The following is a 25,724-nucleotide window of genomic DNA, read 5'->3' as shown; positions in this document are numbered from 1 at the left end:
CGCGAACGCGGGGCGGCGCCTTCTGTCGGATGTCGCCGCATACGAGTACCGTCGGTGCATGCCGAAGATCACGATCGAACCTGCGACGGCCGACCGGTTCGACGACGCGGAGCACGCCCTCACCGGCGGCGGGGACGGGCGCAGCTGCCAGTGCCAGTGGTGGATGATCACGAACGCCGAGTTCCAGAAGCTGTCGACGGATGAGCGCGAGCGTCTGCTGCAGCGAGAGCTGGATGCCGGTCCCCCGCCGGCCCTGATCGCCTATGCCGACGGCGATGCTGCCGGGTGGGTTCGGGTCGGTCCGCGCGTCCCGCAGGTGCGCATCGCCCGAACCCGCGAGATCGCGGGAGCGACGGCCCAGGCCCTCGATGATCCGTCGGTGTGGTCGGTATCGTGCTTCGTCGTCCGCAAAGAGCACCGGGGGCTCGGTCTCACGACCGCGCTGCTCGAGGCGGCGATCGCGCACGCCCGCAAGGGCAAGGCGCGGGTGATCGAGGCGTACCCCATCGACCCGACGGCCGCGAAGCACTCGTCGAACGAGCTGTACCGAGGGGTGCTCTCGATTTTCCTGGCTGCTGGCTTCACCGAAGTGGCGCGCACGAAACCGGATCGCGCCATCGTTCAGCTCGAGCTGCGTTAGGAGTTCACGGGGGTGCGAGTGCCCGCGGCATCCCGTTCCAGCACCACGACGACGGCGACCAGGACGAGAGCGACGACCCCTGCCGACCCGGCGGGCAGGAGGCCGGCCAGCGCGATGAGCGCCGCGCCCCCGAGCACCGCCGCCGTGGCGCCATGGGTGATCCGGGGCCGCAGCGCCACCAGCCACACCCCGAAGACGAACAGCGCGACGGGTATCGCCAGGGAGAGCCCGGCGACGGTCTGGGACACCTCCGCGTGCTCGGTGATCACGTCGATCTGCACTTCGACGCCCGCCGAGACGGCGCCGGCCGCGGCGAAGATCACGTAGTGCAGGTATCCGAATGTGAACCCCGCACGTACAGAGGTGAGCCCGTCAGCCTGATCGCGTGCGAAGTACACCCACCACATGCCCGCGGCGATCACGACGCCGCTCCCGGCGAGCCAGAGCAGCTCGGGAACGTGCTCCCCCTCGGCCACGGCGTCGATGATCGCGTTCGCCGACGCGAGCAGGCTCTCACCGAGCAAGAGGAGGGTGAACAATCCGTACCGCTCGGCGATGTGGTGGGCGTGCCACGATGTGCGGCCGTGCGCCTCGGCCCAGAGCGGCACCAGCAGCTCAGCGATCATCAGCGCGAAGAAGCTCCAGAACTGCCACTGCTCGTCGAGCAGGTAGATGCGCGCCACCCACAGCACCTGCACCGCCGCGATGCCGACGGCCATGCGCAGGGCTGCGGGGCGGGATGACGGGTCGGATGCCGCGGCCCGAAGCCACTGTGCGACCATGGCCAGCCTCATGATGACGTAGCCCCACGTGGCGGTGGCGAAGTTCTGGTCGACCATCGCGTCATGCACTCCGGCCGCCAGCACCAGCACACCGGTCATCTGCACGATGGTGGTCACGCGATAGAGCCAGTCGTCCGTGTCGAACGCCGAGGCGAACCAAGAGAAGTTCATCCACGCCCACCAGATCGCGAAGAACACCATGATGTACGCAATGACGCCCTCGCCCACATGGTCGTCCGCAATCATGTGGTGGAGATTGATGGATGCCTGCGACACGGCCACGACGAACACGAGGTCGAAGAGCAGCTCCAGCGGCGTCGCGACGCGGTGCGGATCGTGCTGGTCCCTGGGCGACATCCGGCGAAGGCCCATGCGGCTGATGACGTCGGTCATGCCTCCATTCTGGCGGTGGGAAGATGGGTGCACTCACCAGCGTCCTGAAGGAGTGCCGTGTCCGCAGTGCGTGCGCCATCCGCGGTAGCCACGCGCCCGCTGTGGTGGGGTTTCGCGCCCTACGCCGTGCTGTCCCTCGTTCACGTCGTCGCCCTCGCGGTCGGCTCCGACGATGTCGCCGCGCCCACGAAGCTGACGCTGATGCCGGCGCTCGCGCTGGCGGTGCTGTGGGGTGGGCGCGGCGGCGCGTGGGGCGCCCCATACACCCTGCTGCTCCTCGCGATCGCGTTCTCCTGGCTGGGCGACGGCGCGGGTGCGTTCTTCCCCTTCGCCGGCGATCCGCTGCCGCTGATGCTGCTCTTCTTCGGGCTGGCGCACCTCTGCTACATCTGCCTGTTCTGGAAGCACCTGGCGGTGCGCCCTCTTCCCGGGTGGGCCGCGGTGTACGCCGTGTGGTGGCTGGCGCTGCTGCTCGTGCTGTGGCCGAGCCTCGGCGGACTGTCGATCGCCGTGGCCGTCTACGGCCTGGTGCTCGGCGGCACGGCCGCGCTCGCGGCACGGTGTCATACGCTGGTCGTCTGGGGAGGCGCCTTCTTTCTGGCCTCCGACACTGTCCTCGCGTTCCGCATCTTCCCGCCCGACGCCATGCCGGGGTGGACGAGCCCGCTCGTGATGCTCACGTACACGCTCGGCCCGGGCCTCATCGCGGCCGGTGCGATCGTCACACTGCGGCGGCGGGCGGTGGTCGTGTGACGGAGGGACCGACGTCCGCACGCGTCGACAGCTGGCTCTGGGCGGTGCGCGTCTACAAGACGCGATCGGCCGCGACCACCGCATGCCGCGCAGGGCATGTACGGGTGAACGGCGAACGGGCGAAGGCCGCGCAACCGGTGAGGATCGGCGACGAGCTGCGCGTGCGCATCGCCGGATTCGACCGGATCCTCGTCGTGCGCAAGCTGATCGTGAAGCGGGTGGGCGCGGCGCTGGTGGCCGAAGCGGCAGAAGACCGGACTCCCCCGCCTCCCCCGCTGACGGAGCGCGCGATGGTGCCGATCCGCGACCGTGGCGCCGGACGACCGACGAAGCGCGAGCGTCGGGACATGGAGAAGCTGCGCGGGCGCTCCGGGCCCTAGGGCAGCAGGTCGAGCAGCCAGCCGGCGCCGCGCACCGAGGCACCGGCATCCGTCGCCCGCGCCGTCAGTCCGCGGTCGCTCGTGACGACGGTGACTGCGCGGCCGTCGCGCACGAGACCGGCCGCCACCTCGGCGATGGTGTCGTCCCCCTCGCCGTCCGCGCGAACCACCGCGATGCCCGTTTCCCCGTCTTCGAGCGCGCGCGCCTTCCCTTCGACGACGAGCGTCCATTCGGGATACCAGTGCGTCGCTGCGAGACCCAGAGCCGCGGCGTCCACACCGGCGGCGGACAGTGCCGTGAGCCGGTCCTTGAGCCGGGCGGCGGCGCCGGCCCGGTCGCGCCACCAGCCGTCGGGCACCGAGCCGACGACGTTGGCGCCGTCGACGACGATCGCGGGTCGCACGCCGAGCAGCTCTCGAAGTCCTGCCCAGGCCTCCTCGAATGCCGGATGCAGCGGCTGGGCGTCGACGTCGGGAACCGGCGTCCACTCCAGTGCGTAGCTCTCCGGATCGCTGATGACCGGCTCGAAGGGCTCGATCACGTCGGCGACGACCGTCGCATACGACCACACGCCAAGGTCGAGCACGCTCGAGAATCGCGGACGCACCGCCTCGTGCGGCACACCGGCCTCTTCCTCGGCCTCGCGGAGCGCCGCGGCGATCGCCGACTCCTTCTCGTGACGGGCGCCCCCAGGCAGTGCCCACGTGCCGCCGAAGTGGCTCCATGACACCCGATGCTGCAGCAGCACCCCGCGATCCGGGTCGAGGGCCAGCAGCCCCGCGGCGCCGAAACGCCCCCAGTACCGCTCCCCCGACTCGGCGACCACCCACGCGTCACCCGGGTCCCGCGGCCCGGTGGGCCGACGCGGTTCGCCGGGAACGGGGGGCTCGATGGTCACCGCTTCAGCCTGTCACATGCGAGCCGAGTCGGACCCGTGGCGCGTCATCCGCCGATGCACCACGCCCGCGGACCGCACTTCGGGCCCCATCCCGGCCCCCAGGCCACGGGGTTCTGATCGGCACGCGGCATGTGTCGGCGCCTCTCGGCAGAATAGGCCGATGACGTACGAACTCGACGACGATCCCGAGCGGGTCCAGCGCGATGTCGTGTGGGACTGGCTGTCGACCGACGCCTACTGGGGTCGCTGGCGTTCCCGCGCAGACCTCGAGGCGCAACTCGATTCCGCGTGGCGGCTCGTCGCCGCGTACGACGAGCAGGGAGCGCTCGTCGCCTTCGCCCGGGCCGTTTCCGACGGCGTCGCCTTCGCGTATCTCGCCGATGTCTTCGTGCTGCCCGCGCACCGAGGCAACGGCCTCGGCAAGCGGCTGATGACGCGGATGATCGACGAGGGCCCCGGTCGCGACTTCCGGTGGGTGCTCTTCACGGGCGACGCGCACACGCTCTACACGCAGTTCGGCTTCGAAGAACCGGATGCGACGACGATGGTGCGCCGTGCGGCCCCGCACATGCGGTGACCGCCTGCCCGATTCTGCTTGACTGACCTCGTGCCCCCGCTCGTTCTCCCCGCCGCCCTCATCGCCGTGGCGATCCTCGCCGCCCTGGCCGCACTGCAGCTCGCCGTCGCGTTCGGCGCGCCGCTCGGGCACTTCGTGTGGGGCGGCAAGAGCCGCGTGCTGCCGCCGACGCTCCGCATCGCGAGCGCCTTCTCGATCGTGATCTACGCCGCGATCGCGCTGGTGCTGCTCGACCGGGCCGGCGCGATCGACATCTTCCCCGGCGAGCAGGTCGAGGCGGTCGCGACCTGGTTCATCTTCGGCTACTTCACGCTCGGCATTCTGGCCAACGGCGTCTCCCGCAGCAAGCCCGAGCGCTACACGATGACGCCTACCTGCGCGTTGCTGGCCTCCTGCACACTCCTCATCGCGCTGAGCTGAATGCTCAGCCCAGCGCGGCGACCGATCAGCGCGTGCGCTTCTCGCGCACCCGCATGTTGATGACGATCGGCGTGCCAGCGAAGCCGTACAGCTCGCGCAGGCGACGCTGCACGTAGCGGCGGTACCCGGGGTCGAGGAATCCGGTGGTGAACAGCACGAATGTCGGCGGGCGGCTGGCCGCCTGCGTGCCGAACAGGATGCGCGGCTGCTTGCCACCACGCAGCGGGTGCGGATGCTCGGCCACGAGCTCTGCGAGGAAGGCGTTGAACTTGCCGGTCGGGATGCGCTGATCCCACGACTCGAGCGCCGTCTCGAGCGCCGGCACGAGCCGTTCGAGGTGACGACCGGTGCGGGCGGAGATGTTGACGCGGGGCGCCCACGCGACGTGCGCGAGGTCCTGTTCGATCTCGCGCTCGAGGTAGCGGCGACGATCGGCGCCCTCGAGGTCATCGTCGGCCAGGCGATCCCATTTGTTGAACGCCAGCACGAGCGCGCGGCCCGACTCGAGCACGAGGTCGATGATGCGCACATCCTGCTCGCTGATCGACTCGGACACGTCGATCACGACGACGGCCACTTCGGCCTTCTCGAGCGCGGCCGACGTACGCAGCGACGCGTAGAAGTCGGCGCCCTGCTGCAGGTGCACGCGGCGACGGATGCCGGCGGTGTCGACGAAGCGCCACAGCTTGCCGCCGAGTTCGACGATTTCATCCACCGGGTCGCGCGTTGTGCCGGCGAGCTCGTTCACGACGACGCGCTCCTCGCCCGCGGCCTTGTTCAGCAGCGACGACTTGCCCACGTTCGGCCGGCCGAGGATGGCGACTCGGCGGGGTCCGCCGATCTCGTGCTTCGCGACCGCCGACACCTCCGGCAGCACCTTCATGACCTCGTCGAGCAGGTCGGCGACGCCGCGCCCGTGGATCGCCGAGACGGGATACGGTTCCCCGAGCCCCAGGTTCCAGAGGGCGGCGGCCTCGGGCTCGTGACGGGCGTCGTCGATCTTGTTCGCGACGAGGAAGACCGGCTTGCCGCTCTTGCGGAGCAGCTTGACGACGTGCTCGTCGGTCGAGGTGGCGCCCACCATCGCATCGACGACGAACAGCACGACGTCGCAGAGGTCGATCGCGACCTCGGCCTGCGCGGCGACCGACGCATCGATGCCCCGGGCGTCGGGCTCCCAGCCGCCGGTGTCGACGAGCGAGAAGCGGCGCGCCATCCACTCGGCCTTGTAGGTGACGCGGTCGCGGGTGACACCGGGGGTGTCCTCCACGACGGCCTCCCGGCGGCCGAGGATGCGGTTCACCAGCGCTGACTTGCCGACGTTCGGGCGGCCGACGATCGCCACGACGGGCAGCGCGGGAAGGAACTGGATGCCGTCTTCGCCGAGTTCGACGCCGGCCAGCAGCGCGGCATCCTCCTCATCCAGCTCGTAGTCCTCAAGGCCCGCCCGCAGTGCGGACGCCCGCTGCTCGGCGAGCTCCTCGTCGAGGTCGGCCAGCTTGTCGGCGAGCTGGTCCGGCCCACCCTCGTACTCTTCTTCAGCGCCCATCCGGGCCTCCTGCTTCGTGCACGCCGAGCGTGCGGTCAACGACGTCGATCACCGCGGATACGGTCTGATCGAAGTCCAGTTCGGTCGAGTCCACGACCTGCACGCCGGGGGCGGCGGTGAGGAAGTCGACGACCGTCGAGTCGGATGCGTCGCGCCGGTGCAGCGCATCGGCCACGGCCGAGGCATCCTGTGTGGTCAATTCTCTGGCCCGGCGGGCGGCGCGCACCTCGGGCGCCGCGGTCAGCAGCACGCGCACAGGCGCGTCGGGAGCGACGACCGTCGTGATGTCGCGACCCTCGACGACGACTCCCCGGGCATCGGCCGCCGCGACGAGCGCGCGGAAGAAGGTGTTGATGCTGCGTCGGATGGCGGGCACGCGCGCGACGCCGCTGACGGCCTCGGTGACGCGCGGCTCACGGATGGCCGCCGTGACGTCGGTGCTGCCGACTCTCACCCAGAAGTCGTCGGGATCGAGGGAGAGCTGCACGTCGAAGTCGCCGGCCGCATCGACGACCGCGGACGAATCGGAGGTGTCCGCGCCGTGCGCGAGGACATGCCACGCAAGAGCGCGGTATGCGGCGCCGGTGTCGAGGAAGCCGAGGCCCAGTCGCCTCGCGACGGCCTTCGAAACGCTGGACTTGCCGCTTCCCGCGGGGCCGTCGATGGCGATGATGTACGGCGACGACGGCGGATGGGTGAGGCCGGGCACGTCGGTCCCTGAGCCTGGCTCGGTCCCTGAGCCTGGCTCGGTCCCTGAGCCTGGCTCGGTCCCTGAGCCTGGCTCGGTCCCTGAGCCTGTCGAAGGGTCAGTCATTCGTGGTGCTCGCAATCCGCCATCCGCGTTCTGAGAGTCCTTCTTGCGCCCGTCGGACCGCCGAGGGGACGACACTGATCTCGGCGAGGCCGAACTGGGCGCCGGGCGAGTGCTCGAGGCGCAGGTCTTCGACGTTCACCTCGAGTTCGCCGAGCTCGCCGAACAGGCGTCCGAGCTGGCCGGGCGTGTCATCGACCATCACGACGAGCTGCTCGAAGCGGCGGTTCTGGCCGTGCTTGCCCGGAAGCCTCTCGACCCCTTCATTGCCGCGGCGGATCGTGTCGGCGACCGCGCGGCGCGAGCCGGGAGCATCCGGGGCACGCAGCGCGGTGGCGACTCCGGCGAGATCCGCGGCGAGATCATCGAGCACGTGGACGACGGGCTGGGCATTCGCGCCGAGGATCTGCACCCACAGCTCGGGCGCGGATGACGCGATCCGGGTCGTGTCGCGCACGCCCTGACCGGCGAGCCTCAGCGAGTCATCCGGTGCCTCTACGAACCGGGCGGCGAGCAGGCTCGCCACGAGCTGCGGAACATGCGAGACCAACGCGACCGACTTGTCGTGGTCTTCCGGGGTCATCTCGATCGGGGTCGCGCCCAGTTCCAGCGCCAGAGCCTCGACGAGGGCGAGATCGGATGCCGGAGTCTCCTCATCGCGGCAGACCACCCAGGGGCGCCCGACGAAGATGTCCGCGCGCGCCGAGATGGCGCCGCCGCGTTCGCGGCCAGCCATGGGATGCGAGCCGATGTAGTGGGTGAGGTCCACGCCGCGGGCGCGCAGCGCGTGCAGCGGCTCGAGCTTGACGCTGGCGACATCCGTCACCACCGCGTCCGGAAAGCGAGCGAGCTCGCGCTCGATCACGTCTGCGGTGACATCCGGCGGAACGGCCACGACGATCAGCGATGGTGCGTCGTGGGCGGCAGCGGCCCGGCCCGCCCCGTAGTCGATCGCGAGGCGCAGCTGCGACGGAGAGGTGTCATCGAGCACGACATCGACGCCGCGAGCTCTCAGGGCGTGCCCGATGCTGGCGCCGAGCAGGCCGGCGCCGACGATGCGCACGGTCCCCGAAACGCGAGGTGCCACACCCTCGCGTGATCGTGCGTGATCGCTCACTCGGCCTCCTGCCGCGAATCCCCCTGAGTCCCGTCATCAGCGGGCTCTTGGCGCGACAAAGTCAGAAGCGCGCCGCGTTCCACCTTAGTCAACTCGCGTGCCTTCCCCACTGGGAGGGTTCCCAGGTGAAGGGGCCCGAACTGCCGGCGCACGAGCTCGATCACCGGATGCCCGACCTCGGCCATCATGCGGCGCACGATCCGGTTGCGCCCGGAGTGGAGGGTGAGCTCGACGAGGCTCGTCCCGCCTCCGGTCGCTGAGCTCGTCGAAGCGTCGAGAAGCCGTGCCTTGTCCGCCGCGATCGGCCCGTCCTCCAGCTCGACGCCGCGGGTCAGTCTGGCGATGGTCTGCGCGGTGACGCGCCCCTCGACCTTCGCGATGTAGACCTTCGTGACCCCGAACGACGGGTGGGCGAGCACATGCGCGAGCTCGCCGTCGTTCGTCAGGATCAGCAGCCCGCTGGTATCGGCATCCAATCGGCCGACGTTGTAGAGGCGCTCGTCCCAGTCCTGCGTGAAGTCCCTCAGGTCGCGCCGGCCGCGGTCGTCCTTCATCGAACTGACCACGCCCGTCGGCTTGTTCAGCATGACGTAGCGCTTCGACGTGTCGAGCTGGATCGCCGTGCCATCGACGTCGACGGTGTCGGTCTCGGGGTCGATGCGGTTGCCGAGCTCCGTCACGACCACGCCGTTGACGCGCACGCGCCCCTGCACGATCAGGTCTTCCGATACGCGGCGCGAAGCCACGCCCGCATTGGCCAGCACTTTCTGCAGGCGCACGCCGTCCGGCCCGCCCCCGGTCGCTGAGCCACCACCGGTGGCTGAGCCGCCCCCGGTCGCTGAGCCTGTCGAAGCGCCGTCGTCGCTCATCGCGCCACCATCTCATCGAAGCCGTCGGCGCCGTCATCCAGGAGCGGAGCGATCGGCGGCAGCTCATCGAGCGAGTTGATGCCGAGGTTCACCAGCAGGGCATCCGTCGTGCCGTAGTTGATCGCTCCGGTCTCGGAGTCGGTGAACAGTTCCGTGATCAGCCCGCGTCCGAGAAGCGTGCGAACGACGGAGTCGACGTTGACGGCGCGGATGGACGCCACCTGCCCACGGGTCACGGGCTGCTTGTAGGCGATGACCGCGAGCGTCTCCAGCGCCGCCTGAGAGAGACGCGACGGCGCCTGCGAGTTCACGAACTCCGAGACCAGGTCATCGTGCTCGGCGCGCACGTACATCCGCCAGCCGCCGCCCACCTCGCGGAGTTCGAAGCCGCGACGTGGTCCGCCTGCGAGTCCGTCATAGTCCTCGACGAGCGACTCGACGGCCTGTCGTACCGCGGCGACGGGCGCCGCGACCGCGGTGGCGAGGCTGACGAGGCTCTGTGGTTCGTCGACGATCAGCAAAATCGCCTCCAGTCGACGTGCAACATCCGTCGTCGCCCTCGCCGCAGACACCGTGCCGTCCCCTCCGGTCGCCGTGCCGTCCCCTCCGGTCGCCGTGCCGTCCCCTCCGGTCGCCGTGCCGTCCCCTCCGGTCGCTGAGCCTGTCGAAGCGTCGTCATCGGTCATAGTCGGCTCCCAAGGTGGCGAGTGTGTCTTCGGACCAGTGCTCTGCGGTCCAGCGAAGCGTGAGCTCCCCGAGCGGCTCGAGCTGCTCGAAGGACAGGGCGGCATGGCGGTACAGCTCGAGCACCGAAAGGAAGCGCGCGACGACGACCCCCGCCTCCGCCACGCCCGCGATCAGCTCTCGGAACGAGAGGGAATCCCTGCCCCGCAGCAGGGTCACGACGATGGCCGCCTGTTCGCGGATGCTGATGAGCGGGGCATGCAGGTGGTCCAGGCCGACGTGCGGGATCTCGCGCGGCGTCATCGCCAGCAGGGCGAGGGCGGCGAAGTCGTCGGCCGTCAGTGTCCATACCAGCTCCGGAACGCGCCGGCGGAATTTCTCCTCGAGCGGCACGGTGCGTGCGTGCCGGGTGTCTTCGGCGCCGAGGCGGCGGGCGAACCACGTCGACACGTCCTTGAATGCGCGGTACTGCAGCAAGCGGGCGAAGAGCAGATCCCGGGCCTCCAGCAGCGCGACGGATTCGGCATCCACCAATTCGCCCTGGGGGAGCAGCCCCGCGACCTTCATATCGAGCAGCGTGACGGCGACGACCAGGAATTCGGATGCCTGTTCCAGCTCCTCGTCCGGACCGAGGTCGCTCAGGTAGGCGATGAATTCGTCCGTCACCTTGCTGAGTGAAACCTCCGTGATGTCGAGCTCGTGCTTGGAGATCAGGTTGAGAAGGAGGTCGAACGGCCCGTCGAAGTTCCCCAGCGAGACGCGGAATCCTTCGTCCGGCGCGTCGCGCTCGCTCAGGGACCGCGTTTCGTCAGGCGACGGCGCCACGGGCGACCAGCTCCCGCGCCAGCCGCAGGTAGGCCTGGGCGGCCGGGTGCTCGGGCGCGAATTCGGTGATGGGCATCCCCGAGACCGATGCGTCGGGGAACTTGACGGTGCGTCCGATGACCGTCTCGAGCACGTCGTCGCCGAACGCATCCACCACCCGCTCGAGCACCTCACGCGAATGCAGAGTGCGAGGGTCGTACATGGTCGCGAGCACGCCGTCGAGCTGGATCGTCGGATTGAGCCGGTCGCGAACCTTGTCGATCGTCTCGATCAGCAGGGCGACGCCTCGGAGCGCGAAGAACTCGCACTCGAGGGGAATCACCACTCCGTGGCTAGCCGTCAGGGCGTTGACGGTGAGCAGGCCGAGCGACGGCTGGCAGTCGATGAGGATCACGTCGTAGTCGGGCGCCACCTTGCGCAGCACGCGCGAAAGGATGGTCTCGCGTGCGACCTCGTTCACGAGGTGCACTTCGGCCGCCGAGAGGTCGATGTTGGCGGGCAGGATGTCGAGCCCCTCGACGGAGGTCGGCACGATGACCTCGTAGGGGTCCCGCTTGCCGTCGAGCAGCAGATCGTAGATCGTCGGCACGTCGTGGGTCTGGATGCCGAGCCCGGCGGAGAGGGCTCCCTGCGGGTCGAAGTCCACCGCCAGCACCTTGCGGCCGTATTCGGCGAGCGCGGCGGCGAGGTTGATGGTCGTCGTCGTCTTGCCGACGCCACCCTTCTGGTTGCACAGCGAGATGATGCGCGCAGGGCCGTGGCCATCAAGCGGCGGCGGGGTCGGGAACCCGTGATACGGACGACCGGTCGGGCCCATCAGCTCTGCGCCGTCGTCCGCATTCGACGCTTTCGCCTTGCTCTTCGTCGCGCTGCCAGCCACCGGCACTCCCACTTTCAGTCCGCTCGTTCGATTCTAGCGACCGGCGCAGATCACTCGCGGAGCCTCGCGGCCGGGCCGTCGATGTCGGTGGGCCGTCATGATCCTCGGAGCGCGGTGATGGGCTCGATGCGCGCCGCACGACGAGCGGGCAGCCCACCCGCGGCGAGCCCGACCACGGCGCCCAGAAGCGCCGCCCCGATGGCCATCAGCGGATCGAGAACCGGAGTCCACTGCTGGCTCAGCGAGAGCGTCACGACCGCCAGCACTCCGAGGGATGAGCCGATGAGCCCGCCGAGCAGGCCGATGATCACCGATTCGAGCATGAACTGCGCGGCGATCTGCCGCCTCCGGGCCCCGAGTGCGCGGCGAAGCCCGATCTCTCCGACCCGTTCCATCACCGACAGCGATGTGACGTTCGCGATTCCCAGTCCGCCCGCCAAGAGCGCTATCCCTCCGAGGATGAGGAAGACCACGTTGACATCGGCCTGCACGTCGGCGCTGAGGTCGGAACCCGACGCCGGAGCGACGACATCGAAGTTCTCCGGAGCGTTCGGATCCAGGGCGATCGGCGCCTGCCGGCCGATCTGCGTTCCCGCGCCCGGCGCGATCCGCACCTGCAGTTCCTCGACGCTCGCGAGGTCGAAGTCGTTCCGGGCGGCTCCGATCGGCACGATGACCGCGTCTTTCAGGTCGGGTCGGCGCTGCATGTCATCCACGACGCCGATCACCGCGTAGGCGATGCCTCCGATGAAGATGGAGGGCTGACGGTCGACGCGGGCGATGCCGAGACGTTCCGCAACACGGGCGCCGAGAACGGCGACCCGGTCTCCGCGCGCATCGTGCCCCTCGTCGAAGGAGCGCCCCGTCACGACCGTTCCGCGCACGGCGTCGAGCAGTCCGCCCGACACCGCGAGGAGCGGAGGCGGTGCCGTGCTCGCCGCGGACGGATCGTTCACCGGTACGGCCGTGATCGTCAGGTCAGCGAGCGGGACCTCGCCGATCAGTCCTGCTGCCTCGACCCCGGTGAGGCGGCCGACCCGGTCGGGTGCGTCCCACGGCAGCCGGGCCGTCGCGACGCTCTCGCCCGTGGCGGTGCGGGTGTCGCCGGGGGTGATCACGACCTGGGTCGCGGCGACGGCGTCGAACTGGCTGGCGATCTGACGGGCCGCCGTCTGAGCGAAGCCGATCGTCATCACCAGCGCCGCGATCCCCAGCACAGTTCCCAGCGTGGTCATGACCAGGCGCGCCGGACGCCCTCCGATGCCGGAGGTGGCTTCGACGACGAGATCCTGGAACGTGAAGCGGTCCCGCCGGGCGATATCCCTTCCCAGCAACTCCGCCGCCGGTCGATCGGACGCCGTCGTGGTCGCACGGGAGCGTGAGGGCGGCCGCAGCGGCCGCATCCGGTCCGTCATGCGGCCTCGCTCAATCGCCCGTCGGCGATCCGCATCGTTCGCGCCGCCCGCTCCGCGACCGCTGCATCGTGCGTGATCACGATGAGAGTGAGGCCGTCCGCATTCAGCTCCTCGAAGAGCCCCATCACCTCGCCGGATGTCGTGCCGTCGAGGTTTCCGGTGGGCTCGTCGGCGAGCAGCATGCGCGGCCCGCTGACCACCGCCCGCGCCACGGCGACCCTCTGCTTCTCGCCTCCGGACAGCGTGCCGGGCATGAAATCGACGCGGTGACTCAGTCCGACGCGATCGAGTGCCCCGCGCGCCCGAGCCTCCCGCTCGCCGCGCGGCACCCCGCTGTAGAGCATGGGCATCAGCACGTTGTCGAGCACGGAGCGCTGCGGCATCAGGTGGAACGCCTGGAAGACGAAGCCGATGGAGGTGGCGCGCACGGCGGCTCGGTCATCCTCGCTGAGCTCCGCCGTGAGAGCACCCGCCAGCCGGTACTCCCCGACGCTCGGTCTGTCGAGCAGCCCGAGGATGTTGAGCATGGTCGACTTGCCCGATCCGCTGGGGCCCACGATGGAGATGTAGTCTCCCGGCAGCACCGAGAGGTTGACCCCCTTGAGTGCCTGCACCTCCGGCGGCCCGACGAAGGACCGGGTGACGTCCCGCAGCTCCACGAGCGGCGTCAGCACCCCCTCCGCGACGATCGTCACTGACCGACCACGACGAGATCGCCCTGGGCGAGCTGGTCATCCAGCGCGGCCACCTCGACGTATCCGGCGGCGGCGAGGCCCGTCTCCACCACCACCAGGCGCGTCTCGGCGCCCTCGCCGTCCTTCGGATCGCCGACGACGACCTCGACCCGCGACTCGCCGCCGGGTCCTGCGGTGAGCGCCGCAAGCGGCACCGACAGCACCTCGCCCTGCGTCGATCCCACGGGGATCGTGACACGGACGTTCTGCCCCTGCAGTGCGGAGATCTGCTCTGGCGTGAGCGGGTCCGGCTGCAGCGTGAGCGACCACCGGGACGACGGCGCCGCGCCCCCCTCGCCCGAGGAGGCGCCCGGCGGCTCGATCTTCGCCACCACCGCTCGGTGCGGGGTGCCGTCGGGAAGCTCGAACGACGCTTCGGCCCCGACGGCGAGGAGGCTCGCATCGGCTTCGGCCGCCGAGGCCGACACCTGCACGTCCGCGCCGGACACCGTCATCGCGGCACCGGAGAGCACGTCGCCACGGGCCACGGTGACGTTGTCCACACGGCGGGGAAGCTGGGTCAGGTACAGCACCTCACTGGCGGGCAGGTACGACAGCCCCTCCTCCCGTGCCTTTTCCAGCCCGGCGACCGCCGCGTCCCGCTGGGCGCGAGCCGAATCCAGCGCCGCCTGCTGACCGCTGGTGTCCGGAGGGAGCGAGAGCTGCTCCCGACGGAGGATCGCCAGCCCGAGCGCGTCCTGCAGATCCGCGATCTGGTCGGGATCCGGCGGAACCTGCGCCTGCGCGGTCGCCAATTGGCGCTGGGCGCTGGAAATGGCGTTGTCGGCCTCGCGGAGCTCCACCGGAGAGGCACCGCCTCCCGCCCGGTTCAGTTCCGCTCGCGCGGCCTGGACCGCCTGATCGGCGGAGCGGACACCCTCTTCGGCGGCGCGCACGGCATCGGCCGAGCCCTCCGCCGGAGCCGGCGCCGGATATCCGACGGCGTCGTACAGCGCCCCCACGGCGCCGGCCGCCGCGGCGTCGAAGACGTTCGAGTCGACGTCCCCGGCGTTGATCCCGACCGCCGCCATGGCCTGCTTGAACTGCAGCACGTCGGGGCCCGACACCCCGACGCGCAGCGTACGGTAGGCGGGCAGCTCGCCCGGAAGCACGATGACCGGCCGGCCGACCACCTCGAGCGCGATCGCGAGCGGCCCGAAGACCGCTCCGGCCGCCGGAACCTGCCCCGTCACGACGGCCGCACCCCCGATGTCCGCGGCGTCGATCGTCACCTCCACGGCATCCGCGTAGCCCACGTCCCCGCGGATGGTGACGTCGTTGCTGAGCTCACCCAGCTCGACGGGCACCGTGATCAGCCCCGCCTCCGGCGCCTGGGCGTTCGCGGCCGCATCGGCCGGCGACACGACGAAGCGACCGATCAGCAGCCCGGCGACCAGGCTCAGGACCGCGACCGATGCCACGATCCACAGGGTCCGATTCCCCCGGAACACGCGGCGCCACCCCGACACGCGGCTCGTCGAGCCGGCCTCTTCCGTGTCTGCCGGCGGCTCGGCGAGGAGGGTATCGAACTCCGTGGCGTCGCTCGGATCGTCCCGACCCGTCGGCACGTCGTTCGCATCGGTCTGGCCCGTCGGCGCATCGTCCCCGGGGGTCCGGCCCGTCGGCGTGTCGTGCCCTGGCGCCGTCGGCGTCACTTCCGACCCTGTTCGGCGTCCGCCTTGAGGGCGTCGAGTTCCGCCTTGTGATCGGCGATGAACTTCTCCTCGAGTTCGAACTGGATCTCCGCCGCCTTCGCGCGGTAGTCGGTCTTCTCGCGGCACTCGAGATCGACGAGCGCCAGCGCGATCTCCCTCTCACCGATCTCCTCGAGCTCAGGGTCGTTCTCGACGTACTCCGTCTGCGATTCGTAGTACTGGTTCATCTCGTCCTGGATGGAGTTCTGCGCGTCGGCCTGCTGAGCGAAGCCTCCGTGACCGCCGTCCGCCATGCACTCCGCCCATTCGGCATCCACTTCGCTCAGCTCCGGCGCGGTCGACTGCTTCTGCCAGAAGGTCTGCAGGGCGTCCATCAACGGCTTGTGCTCTTCGAGCTGCATCGGATCATCCCCGCGGATCTCGTGCGATGCCCAGCCGTAGCACCCCTGCTCCTCCCAGGTGGGGCTGTACGAGCCGTCCTCGGCGAGATCCTCCTCGGCCGGCTGAGGGCCCCACAGCGACTCGGAGTACGCCATCTGCTCCGACTCGGAAAGACCCGTCAGGTAGTCCTGATTCGGATCCTCCACTTGTTCCTGCTCATTCGCGTCGTCCCGACCCGGCCAGTTCACGGCGCCATAGCCGTACTCGGCAACCCACTCCTCCGATTCCGGCTTCCACTCGGTGCCGGCGTCGAACGACATGTTGTTGGTCTGCGGGATGTACTCGAAGCCCTCCTCGTTCATGCACTGGGCGACGAGCTCCTCCGTCTTCTTGTTGTCCTCGATCGCCTGCTTCTGCCAGTCCTCCTCGTCGCCGCTCTGGCCGTAGACGGCCATCATGTACTTCGAAAGAGGCGAGTCGGCGGGATCCGGGGTGCTGTCCGGGCCAGGATCCGCACCGCACCCGGCGAGGACAAGTGCGAGGGCCAGCAGAGGTGCGCACGCGAGCGCGGCGAAGGAACGTGACACGGTGGGGGGACTCCGAATCGTCGAGTTGATTGCCGGCTCCGATGCCGGCTGCCCTCAGCCTAAGTGTCCGCCCCAACGCGACACATCATCCTTGAGAATGATCAGCGGGCCCTCGGATGTGAGCTGGCGTAGACATCCCGCAGCGCGTCCACCGACACGTGCGTGTAGATCTGCGTCGTCGCCACGGACGCGTGGCCCAGCAGCTCCTGCACCACCCGCACGTCGGCGCCGCCCTGCAGCAGGTGGGTCGCGAACGAGTGCCGCAGGGTGTGCGGCGAGACGTGCGCCGTCAGGTCGGCTGCGTTCGCTGCTGCCCGGATGACGAGCCACGCGCTCTGTCGAGACAGTGGCGCTCCCCGTGCGCCGAGGAACAGCCGGGGGGTCGCGCTTCCCCTCGCGGCGAACTCCGGCCGTGCCCGCGTCAGGTACGCCTCGATCGCCGCCCGCGCGTAGGAGCCGACGGGCACGATCCTCTCTTTCGAGCCCTTGCCGCGCAGCCGCACGACCTCACCCTGGGCGAGGTCGTCGACATCCAGCTGCACCACTTCCGACACTCGGGCGCCGGTGGCGTACAGCAGCTCGAGCAGCGCACGATCGCGCAGCCCGACGAGATCGTCGCTCGGAGCGCCCAGCAGCGCCTCGACCTGATCGACGGTCAGCGCCTTGGGCAGACGCTGCGCAGCCTTGGGAGGCCTCAGGCGGCCCGACGGGTCCTCGTCCGCGAAGCCCTCCCGCACGAGGAAGCGGTGCAGCCCCCGCACGGATGACTGGAGGCGGGCGAGGCTGGATGCCGCGGCCGGCGGTTCCGCCGAAGCCCGCTCCGCCGCGAACGCGACCACCATGGCGGGTGTCACGGCGCCGGTGTCCTCCACGCCCTGCGCGGTCAGCCAGTCGGTGTACCCGGCCAGATCGCGGCGGTACGCGGCGACCGTATGGGCCGAGAGTCCGCGCTCGATCGTGATGTGGCGCAGGTAGGCGTCCACCGCCTTGTTCAATCGCACGTCAGGTCAATCGCATGTCAGGTCGGTCGCACGTCAGGCGTGCCGAATCGCAGGGGTGCCGCATCGCAGGGGTGCCGCATCGCAGGCGCGCGGCATGTCAGCGGGCGGCGGTCTCGGCCGAAGGTGCCGCGCCGCGGCGAAGGCGCTCGGCCGCCGTCAGCACGCCCATGATGAGAATCGCATTGCGCATCCGGCCCTCGAGCACGGCCGTCACGGCATCCGCCAGCGGCACCCACTCGATCCGGATGTCCACCTCCTCCTCTTCGCGGACGTGCACATGCGGCGCCGCGGAGAGTCCCCTGGCGAGGTAGAGGTGTATGACCTCGTTGCTGCCGCCCGGGGTCGAGAAGACGCTGACCAGCGGCTCCCAGTCCGACGCGATGAGATCCACCTCCTCGGCGAGCTCCCGCTTGGCCGTCTCGGCCGGCGGCTCCTCGTCCACATCCAGCAATCCCGCCGGAATCTCCCAGTCCCGGTGCCCGATCGGGTGCCGGTACTGCTGGATCAGCAGCACCCGGCCCTCCTCGTCGAGAGCGACGATCGCCACGGCGCCGGTGTGGTCCACGTAATCACGCACGACGCGCTTCCCGTTGTAGAGGAAGGTATCCGAGCGGATGTCCCAGACCCGGCCCTCGAACGCGACATCGCTGGAGAGCACGTCGACCGCGAGCGGCTCGTCACGGAGCGCTTCCGTGCCCGACTCGTCGCGGAGCGCTTCCGTGCCCGGCTCGCCGAGCGGGTCAGCCATTGGGCACGTCGAAGAGCTCGCTCGAACGGTGACGCTCCACGGCGGCGGCCACCAGTCCGCGGAAGAGCGGATGCGGATCAGTCGGCCGCGAGCGCAGCTCGGGGTGTGCCTGGGTGGCGATGTAATACGGGTGCACGTCGCGCGGCAGCTCGACGTACTCCACGAGGTTGCGGTCGGGCGAGAGGCCGGAGAACACGAGGCCGGAGGACGAGAGCGTGTCGCGGTAGGAGTTGTTCACCTCATACCGGTGGCGGTGCCGCTCCGACACGTTGTTGGAGCCGTACACCTCCGCCGCGAGGGAGCCGTCCGCCAGATCGGCAGGGTAGAGACCGAGACGCATCGTGCCGCCGAGGTCCCCGCCCGCGATGATCTCGACCTGCTCGGCCATCGTCGCAATGACCGGCGCGGTGGTGTCGGGGTCGAATTCGCTGGATGACGCGCCGTCGAGTCCTGCGACGTGTCGTGCGTACTCGATCACCATGCACTGCAGGCCGAGGCACAGGCCGAGCGTAGGAATGCCCTGCTCGCGGGCGAAGCGCAGCGCGCCGAGCTTGCCCTCGATGCCCCGGATGCCGAAGCCACCCGGTACGCAGATCCCGTCGACATCGGCGAGGGCCTTCTCCGCGCCCTCCGGCGTCTGGCAGAGGTCCGAGGGGATCCAGCGGATCGCCACGTGCGTCTCCTGCGCGAACCCGCCGGCCTTCAGCGCTTCGGTGACAGACAGGTAGGCATCCGGCAGGTCGATGTACTTGCCGACCAGCCCGATCGTGACCTCGTGCTTGGGGTTGTGCACCGCCTGCAGAACCCTGCTCCAGCGCGACCAGTCGACCTCGTTCGCCTTCGACAGCCCGAGCGCACGGACGATGTAGGCATCCAGACCCTGCTCGTTGAGCATGGACGGGATGTCGTAGATGCTCGGCACATCGACCGCGTTGACGACGGCCTCTTCGTCGACGTCGCACATCAGCGCGATCTTGCGCTTGTTCGACTCGGTGACGGGGCGATCGCTTCGCAGCACGAGCGCGTCGGGCTGGATGCCGATGGAGCGCAGCGTGGCGACGGAGTGCTGCGTCGGCTTGGTCTTCTGCTCGCCGGAGGCGCCCATGAACGGCACGAGCGACACGTGCACGAAGAAGACGTTGTTGCGGCCGAGCTCGTGACGGATCTGCCGTGCGGACTCGATGAACGGCTGCGACTCGATGTCGCCGACCGTGCCGCCGATCTCGGTGATGATGACGTCGGGCTGCGGGTCCTCGGTGGACTGCAGGCGCATGCGCCGCTTGATCTCGTCGGTGATGTGCGGGATGACCTGCACCGTGTCTCCGAGGTACTCGCCGCGGCGCTCGCGCGCGATGACCTGCGAGTAGATCTGTCCCGTCGTGACGTTGGCCGCCTGGCTGAGGTCGATGTCGAGGAACCGCTCGTAGTGCCCGATGTCGAGGTCGGTCTCCGCCCCGTCGTCGGTCACGAAGACCTCGCCGTGCTGGAACGGGTTCATCGTTCCCGGGTCCACGTTGAGGTAGGGGTCGAGCTTCTGCATGACGACGCGGAGACCGCGCGCGGTGAGCAGGTTGCCGAGGCTTGCGGCGGTGAGGCCCTTGCCCAATGAAGAAACGACACCGCCGGTTACGAAGATGTGCTTCGTGGTCGAGGAGGTGTCGTTTTGAATGTCCGCGTCTGGAGTACCTGTCACGGGCTTTTATCCTATCAGCCGGCCGCTGTGCCGAGGCTGAGCAACTCGCGGGCGTGCGTGAGGGCGGCGTCCGAGTCGCTCAGCCCGGAGAGCAGCCGGGCCATCTCGGCCTCGCGCTCGGCGCCCTCCAGGCGGCGGACGCTCGAGGCTGTGACGCTGCCGTCGCTCTGCTTCTGCACGCTGAGATGGTTGGTGGCGAAGGCGGCGACCTGGGCGAGGTGCGTGACGGCGATGACCTGGGACGCCTGGGCGAGGCGGGCGAGGCGGCGACCGACCTCGATCGCCGCGGCGCCGCCGATGCCGGCATCCACCTCGTCGAAGACGAACGTCGGCACCGGGTCGGTGGCGGCGATGACGACCTCGATCGCGAGCATCACCCGGCTGAGCTCACCGCCCGAGGCGCCGCGGGCGACGGGGCGGGGCTCCGCTCCCGAGTGCGGCGCGAGCAGCACCGCGATGTCGTCTCGCCCGTGCAGGCCCGCCCCACCCGGGGTCACGTCGACCTCCAGCCGGGCATCCGGCATCGCGAGCGCGTGCAGCTCGTCCGTGACCGCCGAGGCCAGCCGTGCGGCGGCCTCCGTGCGGGCGCCGGTGAGCGCGGCCGCGCGGTCATCGAGGACGGATGCCGCGGCCTCCCGCTCGCCGGTCAGCCTCTCGATCCGGTCGTCGTCGTCGTCGAGTTCGGCCAGGCGCGCCGAGCCGGTCTCGAGCAGCGCGATCGCCGCATCCAGCGATCCGTGCGTGCGCACGAGCACGCCGAGCTGGGCGCGCCGGTCCTCGACGGCCGCAAGCTCGTGCGGGCCCGATTCGTCGAGGTCCGCAAGGTAGCCGCTGAGCTCCACGGCGATGTCAGCGGCCCGGTAGCCGAGCTCGGCCAGCTGCTCGGCGAGCGTCTGCAGGGCGGGATCGCCCGCGCGCTCGAGCAGCCGACGCGACTCACCGAGCAGCGCGGAGACATCCGGCGAGTCCTCTTCGCTGGAGAGCGCCTCCCTGGCCGCCGCCGCCGCCACCCGGAGCTCCTCGGCGTTCCCGAGGCGCTCCGCCCTTGCGTGAAGTGCCGCATCTTCGCCCGGCTCCGGTGCGACGTCTTCGATCTCTGCGATCGTCGCCCTCAGCCGCTCTGCCTCCGCCGCACGTGTGTCGCGCTCCTCCGTGAGGCTCCTGAGTTCGTGGTCGATCCCTCGCCACGTCTCGTATGCCGTCCGATACTCGCGCAGGGCCTCGCGCACCGCCACGCCGCCGAACCGATCGAGGGCTTCGCGCTGCGCGGCGGCGGACCGCAGCCGCAGCTGGTCGGATTGCCCGTGCACCACGACCAGCTCGGTCGCCAGCTCGGCGAGTACGCCGGCCGGTGCGGCTCGACCCCCGACGCTTGCGCGACTGCGTCCCTCGCTGGTCAGAGTGCGAGCGACGTACAGCTCGCCCCGACCGTTCCCGATCGGCTCGAGCTCTCCCCCGGCTTCACGCACGCGATCCGCGACAGGACCTTCGTCTCGCACGATCCAGACGCCCTCGACCGCGGCCTGTTCCGCGCCCGAGCGCACCGCACCGGAATCGGCTCGCTGGCCGAGCAGAAGACCGAGGCCGGTGACCACCATCGTCTTGCCGGCGCCGGTCTCGCCCGTGATCGCCGTGAACCCGGGACCGATCGGGAGGACGGCCTCCGCGATCACGCCGAGATCGCGGAGGCGCATCTCCTCGATCACGCCGGCCCGTCCGGAGCATGGGATCCGCCGTTGCCGCCGGTCGCCGGAGTGTCGGCGGCAGTCGCCGGACCCCGCCATCCCTCCACGGGCAGCCGGAATTTGCGCACCAACCGGTCGGTGAAGGCGGCCGGGTGCAGGCGTGCCAAGCGCACCGGCAGCGTGGAGCGGCGCACCACGACGCGAGCGCCCGGTGGGAGATCGTGCGAGCGGCGGCCATCGCACCACAGGATGCCCGTGCCGTTCGTGCGCTCGAGCACCTCGATGGCCACGGAGGCCTCCGGCCCGACGACGAGCGGCTTCGCGAAGAGGGCGTGCGCCGAGAGGGGCACCACCGCGATCGCCTCGACGGTGGGCCAGATCACCGGGCCACCGGCGGAGAAGTTGTAGGCGGTCGAGCCCGTGGGAGTCGAGACGACGACACCGTCGCAGCCGAAGGTCGAGAGCGGGCGGCCATCGATCTCGATGACCACCTCGAGCATCCGCTCACGGCTGGCCTTCTCGACCGTCGCCTCGTTGAGCGCCCACGTCTCGTAGAGCACCTCGCCGTCGGCATCCTTGACCCGCACCGACAGCGCCAGGCGCTCCTCGACCCGATAGTCGCGCGAGATGACCCGGCGGACGGCGTCATCCATGTCGTCGCGCTCGATCTCGGCGAGGAACCCGACGTGACCCATGTTGATGCCGAGCACCGGCGCCGGGCCACCGCGCACGAGCTCGGCCGCCCGAAGGATGGTGCCATCGCCTCCGAGCACGATCGCGAGCTCGAGGTCGGACACCGTCACATCATGGTCGAGGGTTTCGACCGGAGGAATGGTGCCCGTCGCGGTCGCCAGCTCTGCGAGGTCGTCGGCCGCGAGCACCGGCCGTGCCCCGGCGGTGGTCAGCGCGTCGATGACCCGTATGGCCGCCTCCACGGTGTCGTCCCGGCGCGCATGCGCCACGACGAGGATGTTCCGTTCGCCATCGGTCGTCACGCCGTCCGCCCCCCGTCCTCGCCCGCCAGTCGGTCCACCGTGCTCAACCATTCTGTCGGATTGGTCCCCCGCCCGGCCGCGATGTGCACGAGGTACTCCCGATTGCCGTGCGTTCCCGGCAGCGGGGAGGAGACAACGCCGAGGACGCCGAAACCGACATCCCATGCCGCCCACAGCACCGTGGCCACCGCGTCGGCGCGCAGGGCCGGGTCAGTGACCAGACCGCCCTTGACCGCCGTGCGCCCGACCTCGAACTGGGGCTTGATGAGCAGCGCGATGTCGGCGTCCGGCGCCGCCGCAGCGCGGACGGCCGGAAGGACGTGGGTGAGGGAGATGAAGGACAGGTCCCCGGTGACGATCATCGGGGCGGCGTCGATGCCACTCGCCTCGGCGAGCGACGCCGCAGTCATGTGCCGCACATTGAAGCCTTCGACGGAGATCACATCCGGGTCGGCGGCGACGGATGCCGCAAGCTGGCCGTGCCCGACATCGACGGCGATCACGGGACGGGCGCCTCGCTCCCGCAGCACCTGCGTGAACCCGCCGGTCGACGCGCCCAGGTCGAGCGCGACACGCCCGGCGACGTCGATCTCGAAGGCGTCGAGGGCGGCGATGAGCTTGTGCGCCGCCCGGCTGACGTAGTGATCGGATGCCGCCACGGCAAGGGCGGCGTCGTCCGCCACACGCGCGGAGGCCTTGATCACCGGCTGCCCGTCGACCGTCACGAGGCCGTTCGCGATGAGGGTCGCCGCGTGGGTGCGCGAGCGAGCCAGGCCTCGCGCAGCGAGCGCGGCGTCGAGCCGCTCCATCAAGCTCGTTCGTCCGAGGGGGCGGACTCGAGACGCTTCGCCAGCTCTTCATGAACGCTCGCATAGGCCGCCGCGCGCGCTCCCAGAGGCTGCGCCTCGATCACGCGCAGCCGGCTGACAAGCTCGGCCTCACCGCCGCGAGCGAGGTCGACATCGCGAAGGTCCGTGATGGCGGCGGAGTTCTCGTGCTCGATGGAGTCGTCTGGCGTTGCGGGGGCGCTCACGCCCTCAGGATACGCGCCTACGGCCGGTGGAACGGGTCGGCGTACAGACGTTCGGGCACACGGAAGCCGTAGATCGCCCTGCCGGAATGCCAGATCGCGTGTGCGCCGGCGCGCAGCAGGTCGACCTGCCGGTCGCCCTCCGAGACGATGTGGATGTCGGCGCCTTCTATGCGCACCGTCGCCCTACCGACGGTCACGCCGTTCCCGCGCACGACCGCCTCGGGGTATGGCTCGCTGAGTTCCCTCAGGTCGCCGAGGATGAACGTCGGCTGGGAGCCGGCCGGCGCGGCGAGCACCTGCTTGGGGCGGTCGATTCCCGTCAGGACGAGGGCCGACGGGATGCCTGCTCTGTTGGCGCCGAGGATGTCGGTGTCGAGGCGATCCCCGAGGAAGAGGGGCTGCTGCGCGCCGAAGCGCGCGACGGCCTCCTCGAAGATCGGTGTCTCCGGCTTGCCGGCCACCGTGGCGAGGCGTCCGACGGCGGTGTGCACCGCTGACACCAGCGTGCCGTTGCCCGGCGCGATGCCGCGCGCCTGCGGGATCGTCCAGTCCGTGTTGGTGGCGATCCACGGGATGCCGCCGTCCTCCTCCGGTAGCTTCAGCGCATACGCGGCCTCGGCGAGCTGCGCCCACCCCACTTCTGGTGCGAATCCCTGGACCACGGCGGCGGGAGCGTCCTCGGCGCTCCTCGTGACGACGAAGCCCGCCTTCTCGACCTCGACGACCAACCCCTCACCACCGACGACGAGCACGGTGCTGCCCGGCGCGATCCGCGTCGCGAGCAGCCGCATGGCCGCCTGAGGGCTGGTGACCACGTCGTCGGCCTGCGCCTCGAGCCCCAGCTCGCGGAGATGTCCGGCAACCGACGCATCGGTGCGCGAGGCGTTGTTCGTGATGTAGCCGAGGCGGCGCGTCTCCCCTGCGGCGTTCAGGCTCTCTATCGCGTAGGGGAGCGGGCCCGGGCCGGCGTAGACCACGCCGTCGAGGTCCGCCAGAACAGCGTCCACGCCGTCGAGCGGCGTCGCGGCCGAGCCGCGTCGCCCGAACAGCGCCATCAGGCGCGGTCCCCCGACTCGTCCTCGTTCTGCGTCGACGACTCGAGCTGGTCCGACGACTCGAGCTGGTCCGACGACTCGAGCTGCTCCGACGACTCGAGCTGCTCCGACGACTCGAGCTGGTCCGACGACTCGAGTTGGTCAGATGACTCCGGGTCGTCGGCGACCGGAGCGCCCTCTGCGGCATCCGCTCCTCTGGTCGGTGCGTCGGAGAGTGACTCCTGGTCGGCCTCCTCGTCGCCGATCGGCTCCTCGAGGATCTCCTCGACGAGCACGAACTCGTCGGCACCCTGGAGCTCGTCGGTCGCACCGAGCGCCTCGGCGGCGATCTCCGCGCGGCGACGCCACTCGGCGGCCTCCTCGTTCCGGCCGAGCTCCTCGAGCACCGTCGCACGAGCGGCGAAAAGAGCCGGACTCCACTCGAACGCCCGGTCCGGATTGAGTTCGGGGATGTCGAGCTCGTGCAGCGAACGCTCCGGCTGACCGAGATCGAGGCGTGCGCCCGACATCGCGATCGCCAGTTCAACCCGCACGGCGGTGTCGAGCTTCGAGCGGTCCACGGCACGGCCGACCTCGAGCGCACGGTCGGGACGACCGACGCCTCGCTCGCTGTCGACCATGAGCGCGATCTGGTCGTCCTTGCCCGAGATCCGACGATACGTGCGCAGCTCTCGAAGGGCTAGCGCAAAGTCCCCCGTGGCGTACGCGGTGATTGCCAGCGTCTCGCGCACGACCGCGATGCGACCCGCACGCCGCGCTGCCGAAAGGGCGTGCTGGTGAGCCAGCGCGGGGTCCTCCTCGATCAGCGTGGACGCCATGGCCATATGCCGGGCGACCATCTCGGCGTTCTCCTTGCTGAGGGTCTTCAACTCGTTGCGGGCGCTGGGGTGCAGGTCCTGCGGGGTGACGTCGTCCGGAACGAATGGATCGTCGTGCCGGGGACGCACCGAGCGGATCTCGTCCTCACGAGGATCGCGCGCCGGTCGATCGCTTCCTCCGCGCTGAGACGAGTGCGTGCGCGCCCCACCGTCACGCGGCGGATAGCTCTTCCGCTGCCCATCACGCGGCGGATACGACTTCCGCTCACCATCACGCGGCGGATACGACTTCCGCTCACCATCACGCGGCGGATACGACTTCCGCTCACCATCACGCGGCGGATA

27 protein-coding genes are annotated in these 25,724 nt (G+C 70.1%); 5 read left to right on the top strand and 22 right to left on the bottom strand.

Annotation, left to right across the window (positions count from 1 at the left end):
- Window positions 1–58 precede the first annotated feature (58 nt).
- The gene (locus ACLQ2Q_RS02835; RefSeq protein ID WP_425817727.1) at window positions 59–640 is read left to right on the top strand and encodes a GNAT family N-acetyltransferase; all 582 of its coding nucleotides are present in this window, start codon (window positions 59–61) and stop codon (window positions 638–640) included.
- On the opposite strand, the gene ACLQ2Q_RS02830 is transcribed toward ACLQ2Q_RS02835, so the two are convergent.
- Entirely contained in the window at window positions 637–1,815 is a 1,179-nt protein-coding gene (locus ACLQ2Q_RS02830; RefSeq protein ID WP_425817725.1) for a low temperature requirement protein A, read from the bottom strand. The two genes, ACLQ2Q_RS02835 and ACLQ2Q_RS02830, sit on opposite strands and share 4 nt — an antisense overlap.
- A gap of 57 nt (window positions 1,816–1,872) precedes the next feature.
- Here ACLQ2Q_RS02830 and ACLQ2Q_RS02825 point away from each other — a divergent pair, with 57 nt between their 5' ends.
- A complete protein-coding gene (locus ACLQ2Q_RS02825) occupies window positions 1,873–2,568 on the top strand; it encodes a lysoplasmalogenase family protein (RefSeq protein WP_425817723.1) in 696 nt (231 codons plus the stop codon).
- Window positions 2,565–2,948, top strand: coding sequence for an RNA-binding S4 domain-containing protein (locus ACLQ2Q_RS02820; RefSeq protein WP_425817721.1), 384 nt, complete (start codon window positions 2,565–2,567; stop codon window positions 2,946–2,948). The genes ACLQ2Q_RS02825 and ACLQ2Q_RS02820 overlap by 4 nt, the downstream gene beginning before the upstream one ends.
- Here the strand turns inward: ACLQ2Q_RS02820 and ACLQ2Q_RS02815 are convergent.
- Window positions 2,945–3,847 carry an NUDIX domain-containing protein gene (locus tag ACLQ2Q_RS02815; protein ID WP_425817719.1) on the bottom strand — a complete coding sequence of 301 codons (903 nt, stop codon included), beginning with the start codon at window positions 3,845–3,847 and terminating at the stop codon, window positions 2,945–2,947. The genes ACLQ2Q_RS02820 and ACLQ2Q_RS02815 overlap by 4 nt on opposite strands.
- Before the next feature lie 160 nt (window positions 3,848–4,007).
- On the opposite strand from ACLQ2Q_RS02815, the gene ACLQ2Q_RS02810 reads away from it, so the two are divergent.
- Together ACLQ2Q_RS02810 and ACLQ2Q_RS02805 are read left to right on the top strand one after the other, a co-directional pair.
- Entirely contained in the window at window positions 4,008–4,424 is a 417-nt protein-coding gene (locus tag ACLQ2Q_RS02810; RefSeq protein WP_425817717.1) for a GNAT family N-acetyltransferase, read from the top strand.
- 30 nt (window positions 4,425–4,454) lie between these two features.
- Entirely contained in the window at window positions 4,455–4,844 is a 390-nt protein-coding gene (locus tag ACLQ2Q_RS02805) for a hypothetical protein (protein WP_425817715.1), read from the top strand.
- Window positions 4,845–4,869: 25 nt separating this feature from the next.
- On the opposite strand, the gene der is transcribed toward ACLQ2Q_RS02805, so the two are convergent.
- The 20 genes from der to ACLQ2Q_RS02705 form a co-directional block, all read right to left on the bottom strand.
- Window positions 4,870–6,393, bottom strand: a complete 1,524-nt coding sequence (gene der, locus ACLQ2Q_RS02800) for a ribosome biogenesis GTPase Der (protein WP_425817713.1) — start codon at window positions 6,391–6,393, stop codon at window positions 4,870–4,872.
- The gene (gene cmk, locus ACLQ2Q_RS02795; protein ID WP_425817712.1) at window positions 6,383–7,102 is read right to left on the bottom strand and encodes a (d)CMP kinase; all 720 of its coding nucleotides are present in this window, start codon (window positions 7,100–7,102) and stop codon (window positions 6,383–6,385) included. Before cmk ends, der begins: the two co-directional genes overlap by 11 nt.
- A 97-nt stretch (window positions 7,103–7,199) precedes the next feature.
- A complete protein-coding gene (locus ACLQ2Q_RS02790; protein ID WP_425817710.1) occupies window positions 7,200–8,321 on the bottom strand; it encodes a prephenate dehydrogenase in 1,122 nt (373 codons plus the stop codon).
- On the bottom strand, window positions 8,318–9,190 hold the full coding sequence (locus ACLQ2Q_RS02785; RefSeq protein WP_425817708.1) for a pseudouridine synthase: 873 nt from the start codon (window positions 9,188–9,190) through the stop codon (window positions 8,318–8,320). The genes ACLQ2Q_RS02790 and ACLQ2Q_RS02785 overlap by 4 nt, the downstream gene beginning before the upstream one ends.
- Entirely contained in the window at window positions 9,187–9,876 is a 690-nt protein-coding gene (scpB, locus tag ACLQ2Q_RS02780) for an SMC-Scp complex subunit ScpB (RefSeq protein ID WP_425817706.1), read from the bottom strand. The genes ACLQ2Q_RS02785 and scpB overlap by 4 nt, the downstream gene beginning before the upstream one ends.
- Window positions 9,866–10,699 carry a segregation and condensation protein A gene (locus ACLQ2Q_RS02775; RefSeq protein WP_425817704.1) on the bottom strand — a complete coding sequence of 278 codons (834 nt, stop codon included), beginning with the start codon at window positions 10,697–10,699 and terminating at the stop codon, window positions 9,866–9,868. Before ACLQ2Q_RS02775 ends, scpB begins: the two co-directional genes overlap by 11 nt.
- Window positions 10,683–11,516 (bottom strand): ParA family protein, encoded by an 834-nt coding sequence (locus ACLQ2Q_RS02770; RefSeq protein WP_425818605.1) that lies wholly within the window; start codon window positions 11,514–11,516, stop codon window positions 10,683–10,685. Before ACLQ2Q_RS02770 ends, ACLQ2Q_RS02775 begins: the two co-directional genes overlap by 17 nt.
- A 158-nt stretch (window positions 11,517–11,674) precedes the next feature.
- On the bottom strand, window positions 11,675–12,994 hold the full coding sequence (locus tag ACLQ2Q_RS02765; RefSeq protein WP_425817702.1) for an ABC transporter permease: 1,320 nt from the start codon (window positions 12,992–12,994) through the stop codon (window positions 11,675–11,677).
- Window positions 12,991–13,689: an ABC transporter ATP-binding protein gene (locus ACLQ2Q_RS02760; RefSeq protein ID WP_425817700.1), complete on the bottom strand. Its 699-nt coding sequence runs from the start codon at window positions 13,687–13,689 to the stop codon at window positions 12,991–12,993. Before ACLQ2Q_RS02760 ends, ACLQ2Q_RS02765 begins: the two co-directional genes overlap by 4 nt.
- On the bottom strand, window positions 13,686–15,383 hold the full coding sequence (locus ACLQ2Q_RS02755) for a hypothetical protein (protein ID WP_425817698.1): 1,698 nt from the start codon (window positions 15,381–15,383) through the stop codon (window positions 13,686–13,688). The genes ACLQ2Q_RS02760 and ACLQ2Q_RS02755 overlap by 4 nt, the downstream gene beginning before the upstream one ends.
- On the bottom strand, window positions 15,380–16,351 hold the full coding sequence (locus tag ACLQ2Q_RS02750; protein WP_425817696.1) for a hypothetical protein: 972 nt from the start codon (window positions 16,349–16,351) through the stop codon (window positions 15,380–15,382). The genes ACLQ2Q_RS02755 and ACLQ2Q_RS02750 overlap by 4 nt, the downstream gene beginning before the upstream one ends.
- Before the next feature lie 101 nt (window positions 16,352–16,452).
- Window positions 16,453–17,352: a site-specific tyrosine recombinase XerD gene (gene xerD, locus ACLQ2Q_RS02745; RefSeq protein WP_425817694.1), complete on the bottom strand. Its 900-nt coding sequence runs from the start codon at window positions 17,350–17,352 to the stop codon at window positions 16,453–16,455.
- 97 nt (window positions 17,353–17,449) lie between these two features.
- The gene (locus tag ACLQ2Q_RS02740) at window positions 17,450–18,100 is read right to left on the bottom strand and encodes an NUDIX domain-containing protein (RefSeq protein WP_425817692.1); all 651 of its coding nucleotides are present in this window, start codon (window positions 18,098–18,100) and stop codon (window positions 17,450–17,452) included.
- Window positions 18,093–19,793, bottom strand: a complete 1,701-nt coding sequence (locus ACLQ2Q_RS02735; protein WP_425817690.1) for a CTP synthase — start codon at window positions 19,791–19,793, stop codon at window positions 18,093–18,095. The genes ACLQ2Q_RS02740 and ACLQ2Q_RS02735 overlap by 8 nt, the downstream gene beginning before the upstream one ends.
- 14 nt (window positions 19,794–19,807) lie before the next feature.
- Window positions 19,808–21,499, bottom strand: coding sequence for a DNA repair protein RecN (gene recN / locus ACLQ2Q_RS02730; RefSeq protein ID WP_425817688.1), 1,692 nt, complete (start codon window positions 21,497–21,499; stop codon window positions 19,808–19,810).
- A complete protein-coding gene (locus ACLQ2Q_RS02725; protein ID WP_425817686.1) occupies window positions 21,496–22,473 on the bottom strand; it encodes an NAD kinase in 978 nt (325 codons plus the stop codon). Before ACLQ2Q_RS02725 ends, recN begins: the two co-directional genes overlap by 4 nt.
- Entirely contained in the window at window positions 22,470–23,282 is an 813-nt protein-coding gene (locus tag ACLQ2Q_RS02720; RefSeq protein WP_425817684.1) for a TlyA family RNA methyltransferase, read from the bottom strand. Before ACLQ2Q_RS02720 ends, ACLQ2Q_RS02725 begins: the two co-directional genes overlap by 4 nt.
- Complete coding sequence (locus tag ACLQ2Q_RS02715; protein WP_425817682.1) at window positions 23,282–23,506, bottom strand: hypothetical protein; 225 nt, start codon at window positions 23,504–23,506, stop codon at window positions 23,282–23,284. The genes ACLQ2Q_RS02720 and ACLQ2Q_RS02715 overlap by 1 nt, the downstream gene beginning before the upstream one ends.
- Before the next feature lie 17 nt (window positions 23,507–23,523).
- Complete coding sequence (locus ACLQ2Q_RS02710) at window positions 23,524–24,561, bottom strand: HAD-IIA family hydrolase (protein ID WP_425817680.1); 1,038 nt, start codon at window positions 24,559–24,561, stop codon at window positions 23,524–23,526.
- Window positions 24,561–25,508: a hypothetical protein gene (locus ACLQ2Q_RS02705; protein WP_425817678.1), complete on the bottom strand. Its 948-nt coding sequence runs from the start codon at window positions 25,506–25,508 to the stop codon at window positions 24,561–24,563. Before ACLQ2Q_RS02705 ends, ACLQ2Q_RS02710 begins: the two co-directional genes overlap by 1 nt.
- Window positions 25,509–25,724 lie beyond the last annotated feature (216 nt).

It is taken from the genome of Microbacterium sp. DT81.1 (genome assembly GCF_049844955.1).
In the GTDB taxonomy this organism is placed as follows: domain Bacteria; phylum Actinomycetota; class Actinomycetes; order Actinomycetales; family Microbacteriaceae; genus Microbacterium.
The sequence above is the reverse complement of the archived record's forward strand: the minus strand, read 5'-3'. Positions and strand labels throughout refer to the sequence as shown.

What these genes read in the sequence shown, in the direction of transcription:
- ACLQ2Q_RS02785 (WP_425817708.1), bottom strand. Translation starts at nt 9,190, where the DNA reads ATGAGCGACGACGGCGCTTCGACAGGCTCAGCGACCGGGGGCGGCTCA.
- ACLQ2Q_RS02710 (WP_425817680.1), bottom strand. Translation starts at nt 24,561, where the DNA reads ATGGCGCTGTTCGGGCGACGCGGCTCGGCCGCGACGCCGCTCGACGGC.
- der (WP_425817713.1), bottom strand. Translation starts at nt 6,393, where the DNA reads ATGGGCGCTGAAGAAGAGTACGAGGGTGGGCCGGACCAGCTCGCCGAC.
- ACLQ2Q_RS02770 (WP_425818605.1), bottom strand. Translation starts at nt 11,516, where the DNA reads ATGGGCCCGACCGGTCGTCCGTATCACGGGTTCCCGACCCCGCCGCCG.
- ACLQ2Q_RS02740 (WP_425817692.1), bottom strand. Translation starts at nt 18,100, where the DNA reads ATGGCTGACCCGCTCGGCGAGCCGGGCACGGAAGCGCTCCGCGACGAG.
- ACLQ2Q_RS02835 (WP_425817727.1), top strand. Translation starts at nt 59, where the DNA reads ATGCCGAAGATCACGATCGAACCTGCGACGGCCGACCGGTTCGACGAC.
- scpB (WP_425817706.1), bottom strand. Translation starts at nt 9,876, where the DNA reads ATGACCGATGACGACGCTTCGACAGGCTCAGCGACCGGAGGGGACGGC.
- ACLQ2Q_RS02720 (WP_425817684.1), bottom strand. Translation starts at nt 23,282, where the DNA reads ATGGAGCGGCTCGACGCCGCGCTCGCTGCGCGAGGCCTGGCTCGCTCG.
- ACLQ2Q_RS02830 (WP_425817725.1), bottom strand. Translation starts at nt 1,815, where the DNA reads ATGACCGACGTCATCAGCCGCATGGGCCTTCGCCGGATGTCGCCCAGG.
- ACLQ2Q_RS02810 (WP_425817717.1), top strand. Translation starts at nt 4,008, where the DNA reads ATGACGTACGAACTCGACGACGATCCCGAGCGGGTCCAGCGCGATGTC.
- ACLQ2Q_RS02765 (WP_425817702.1), bottom strand. Translation starts at nt 12,994, where the DNA reads ATGACGGACCGGATGCGGCCGCTGCGGCCGCCCTCACGCTCCCGTGCG.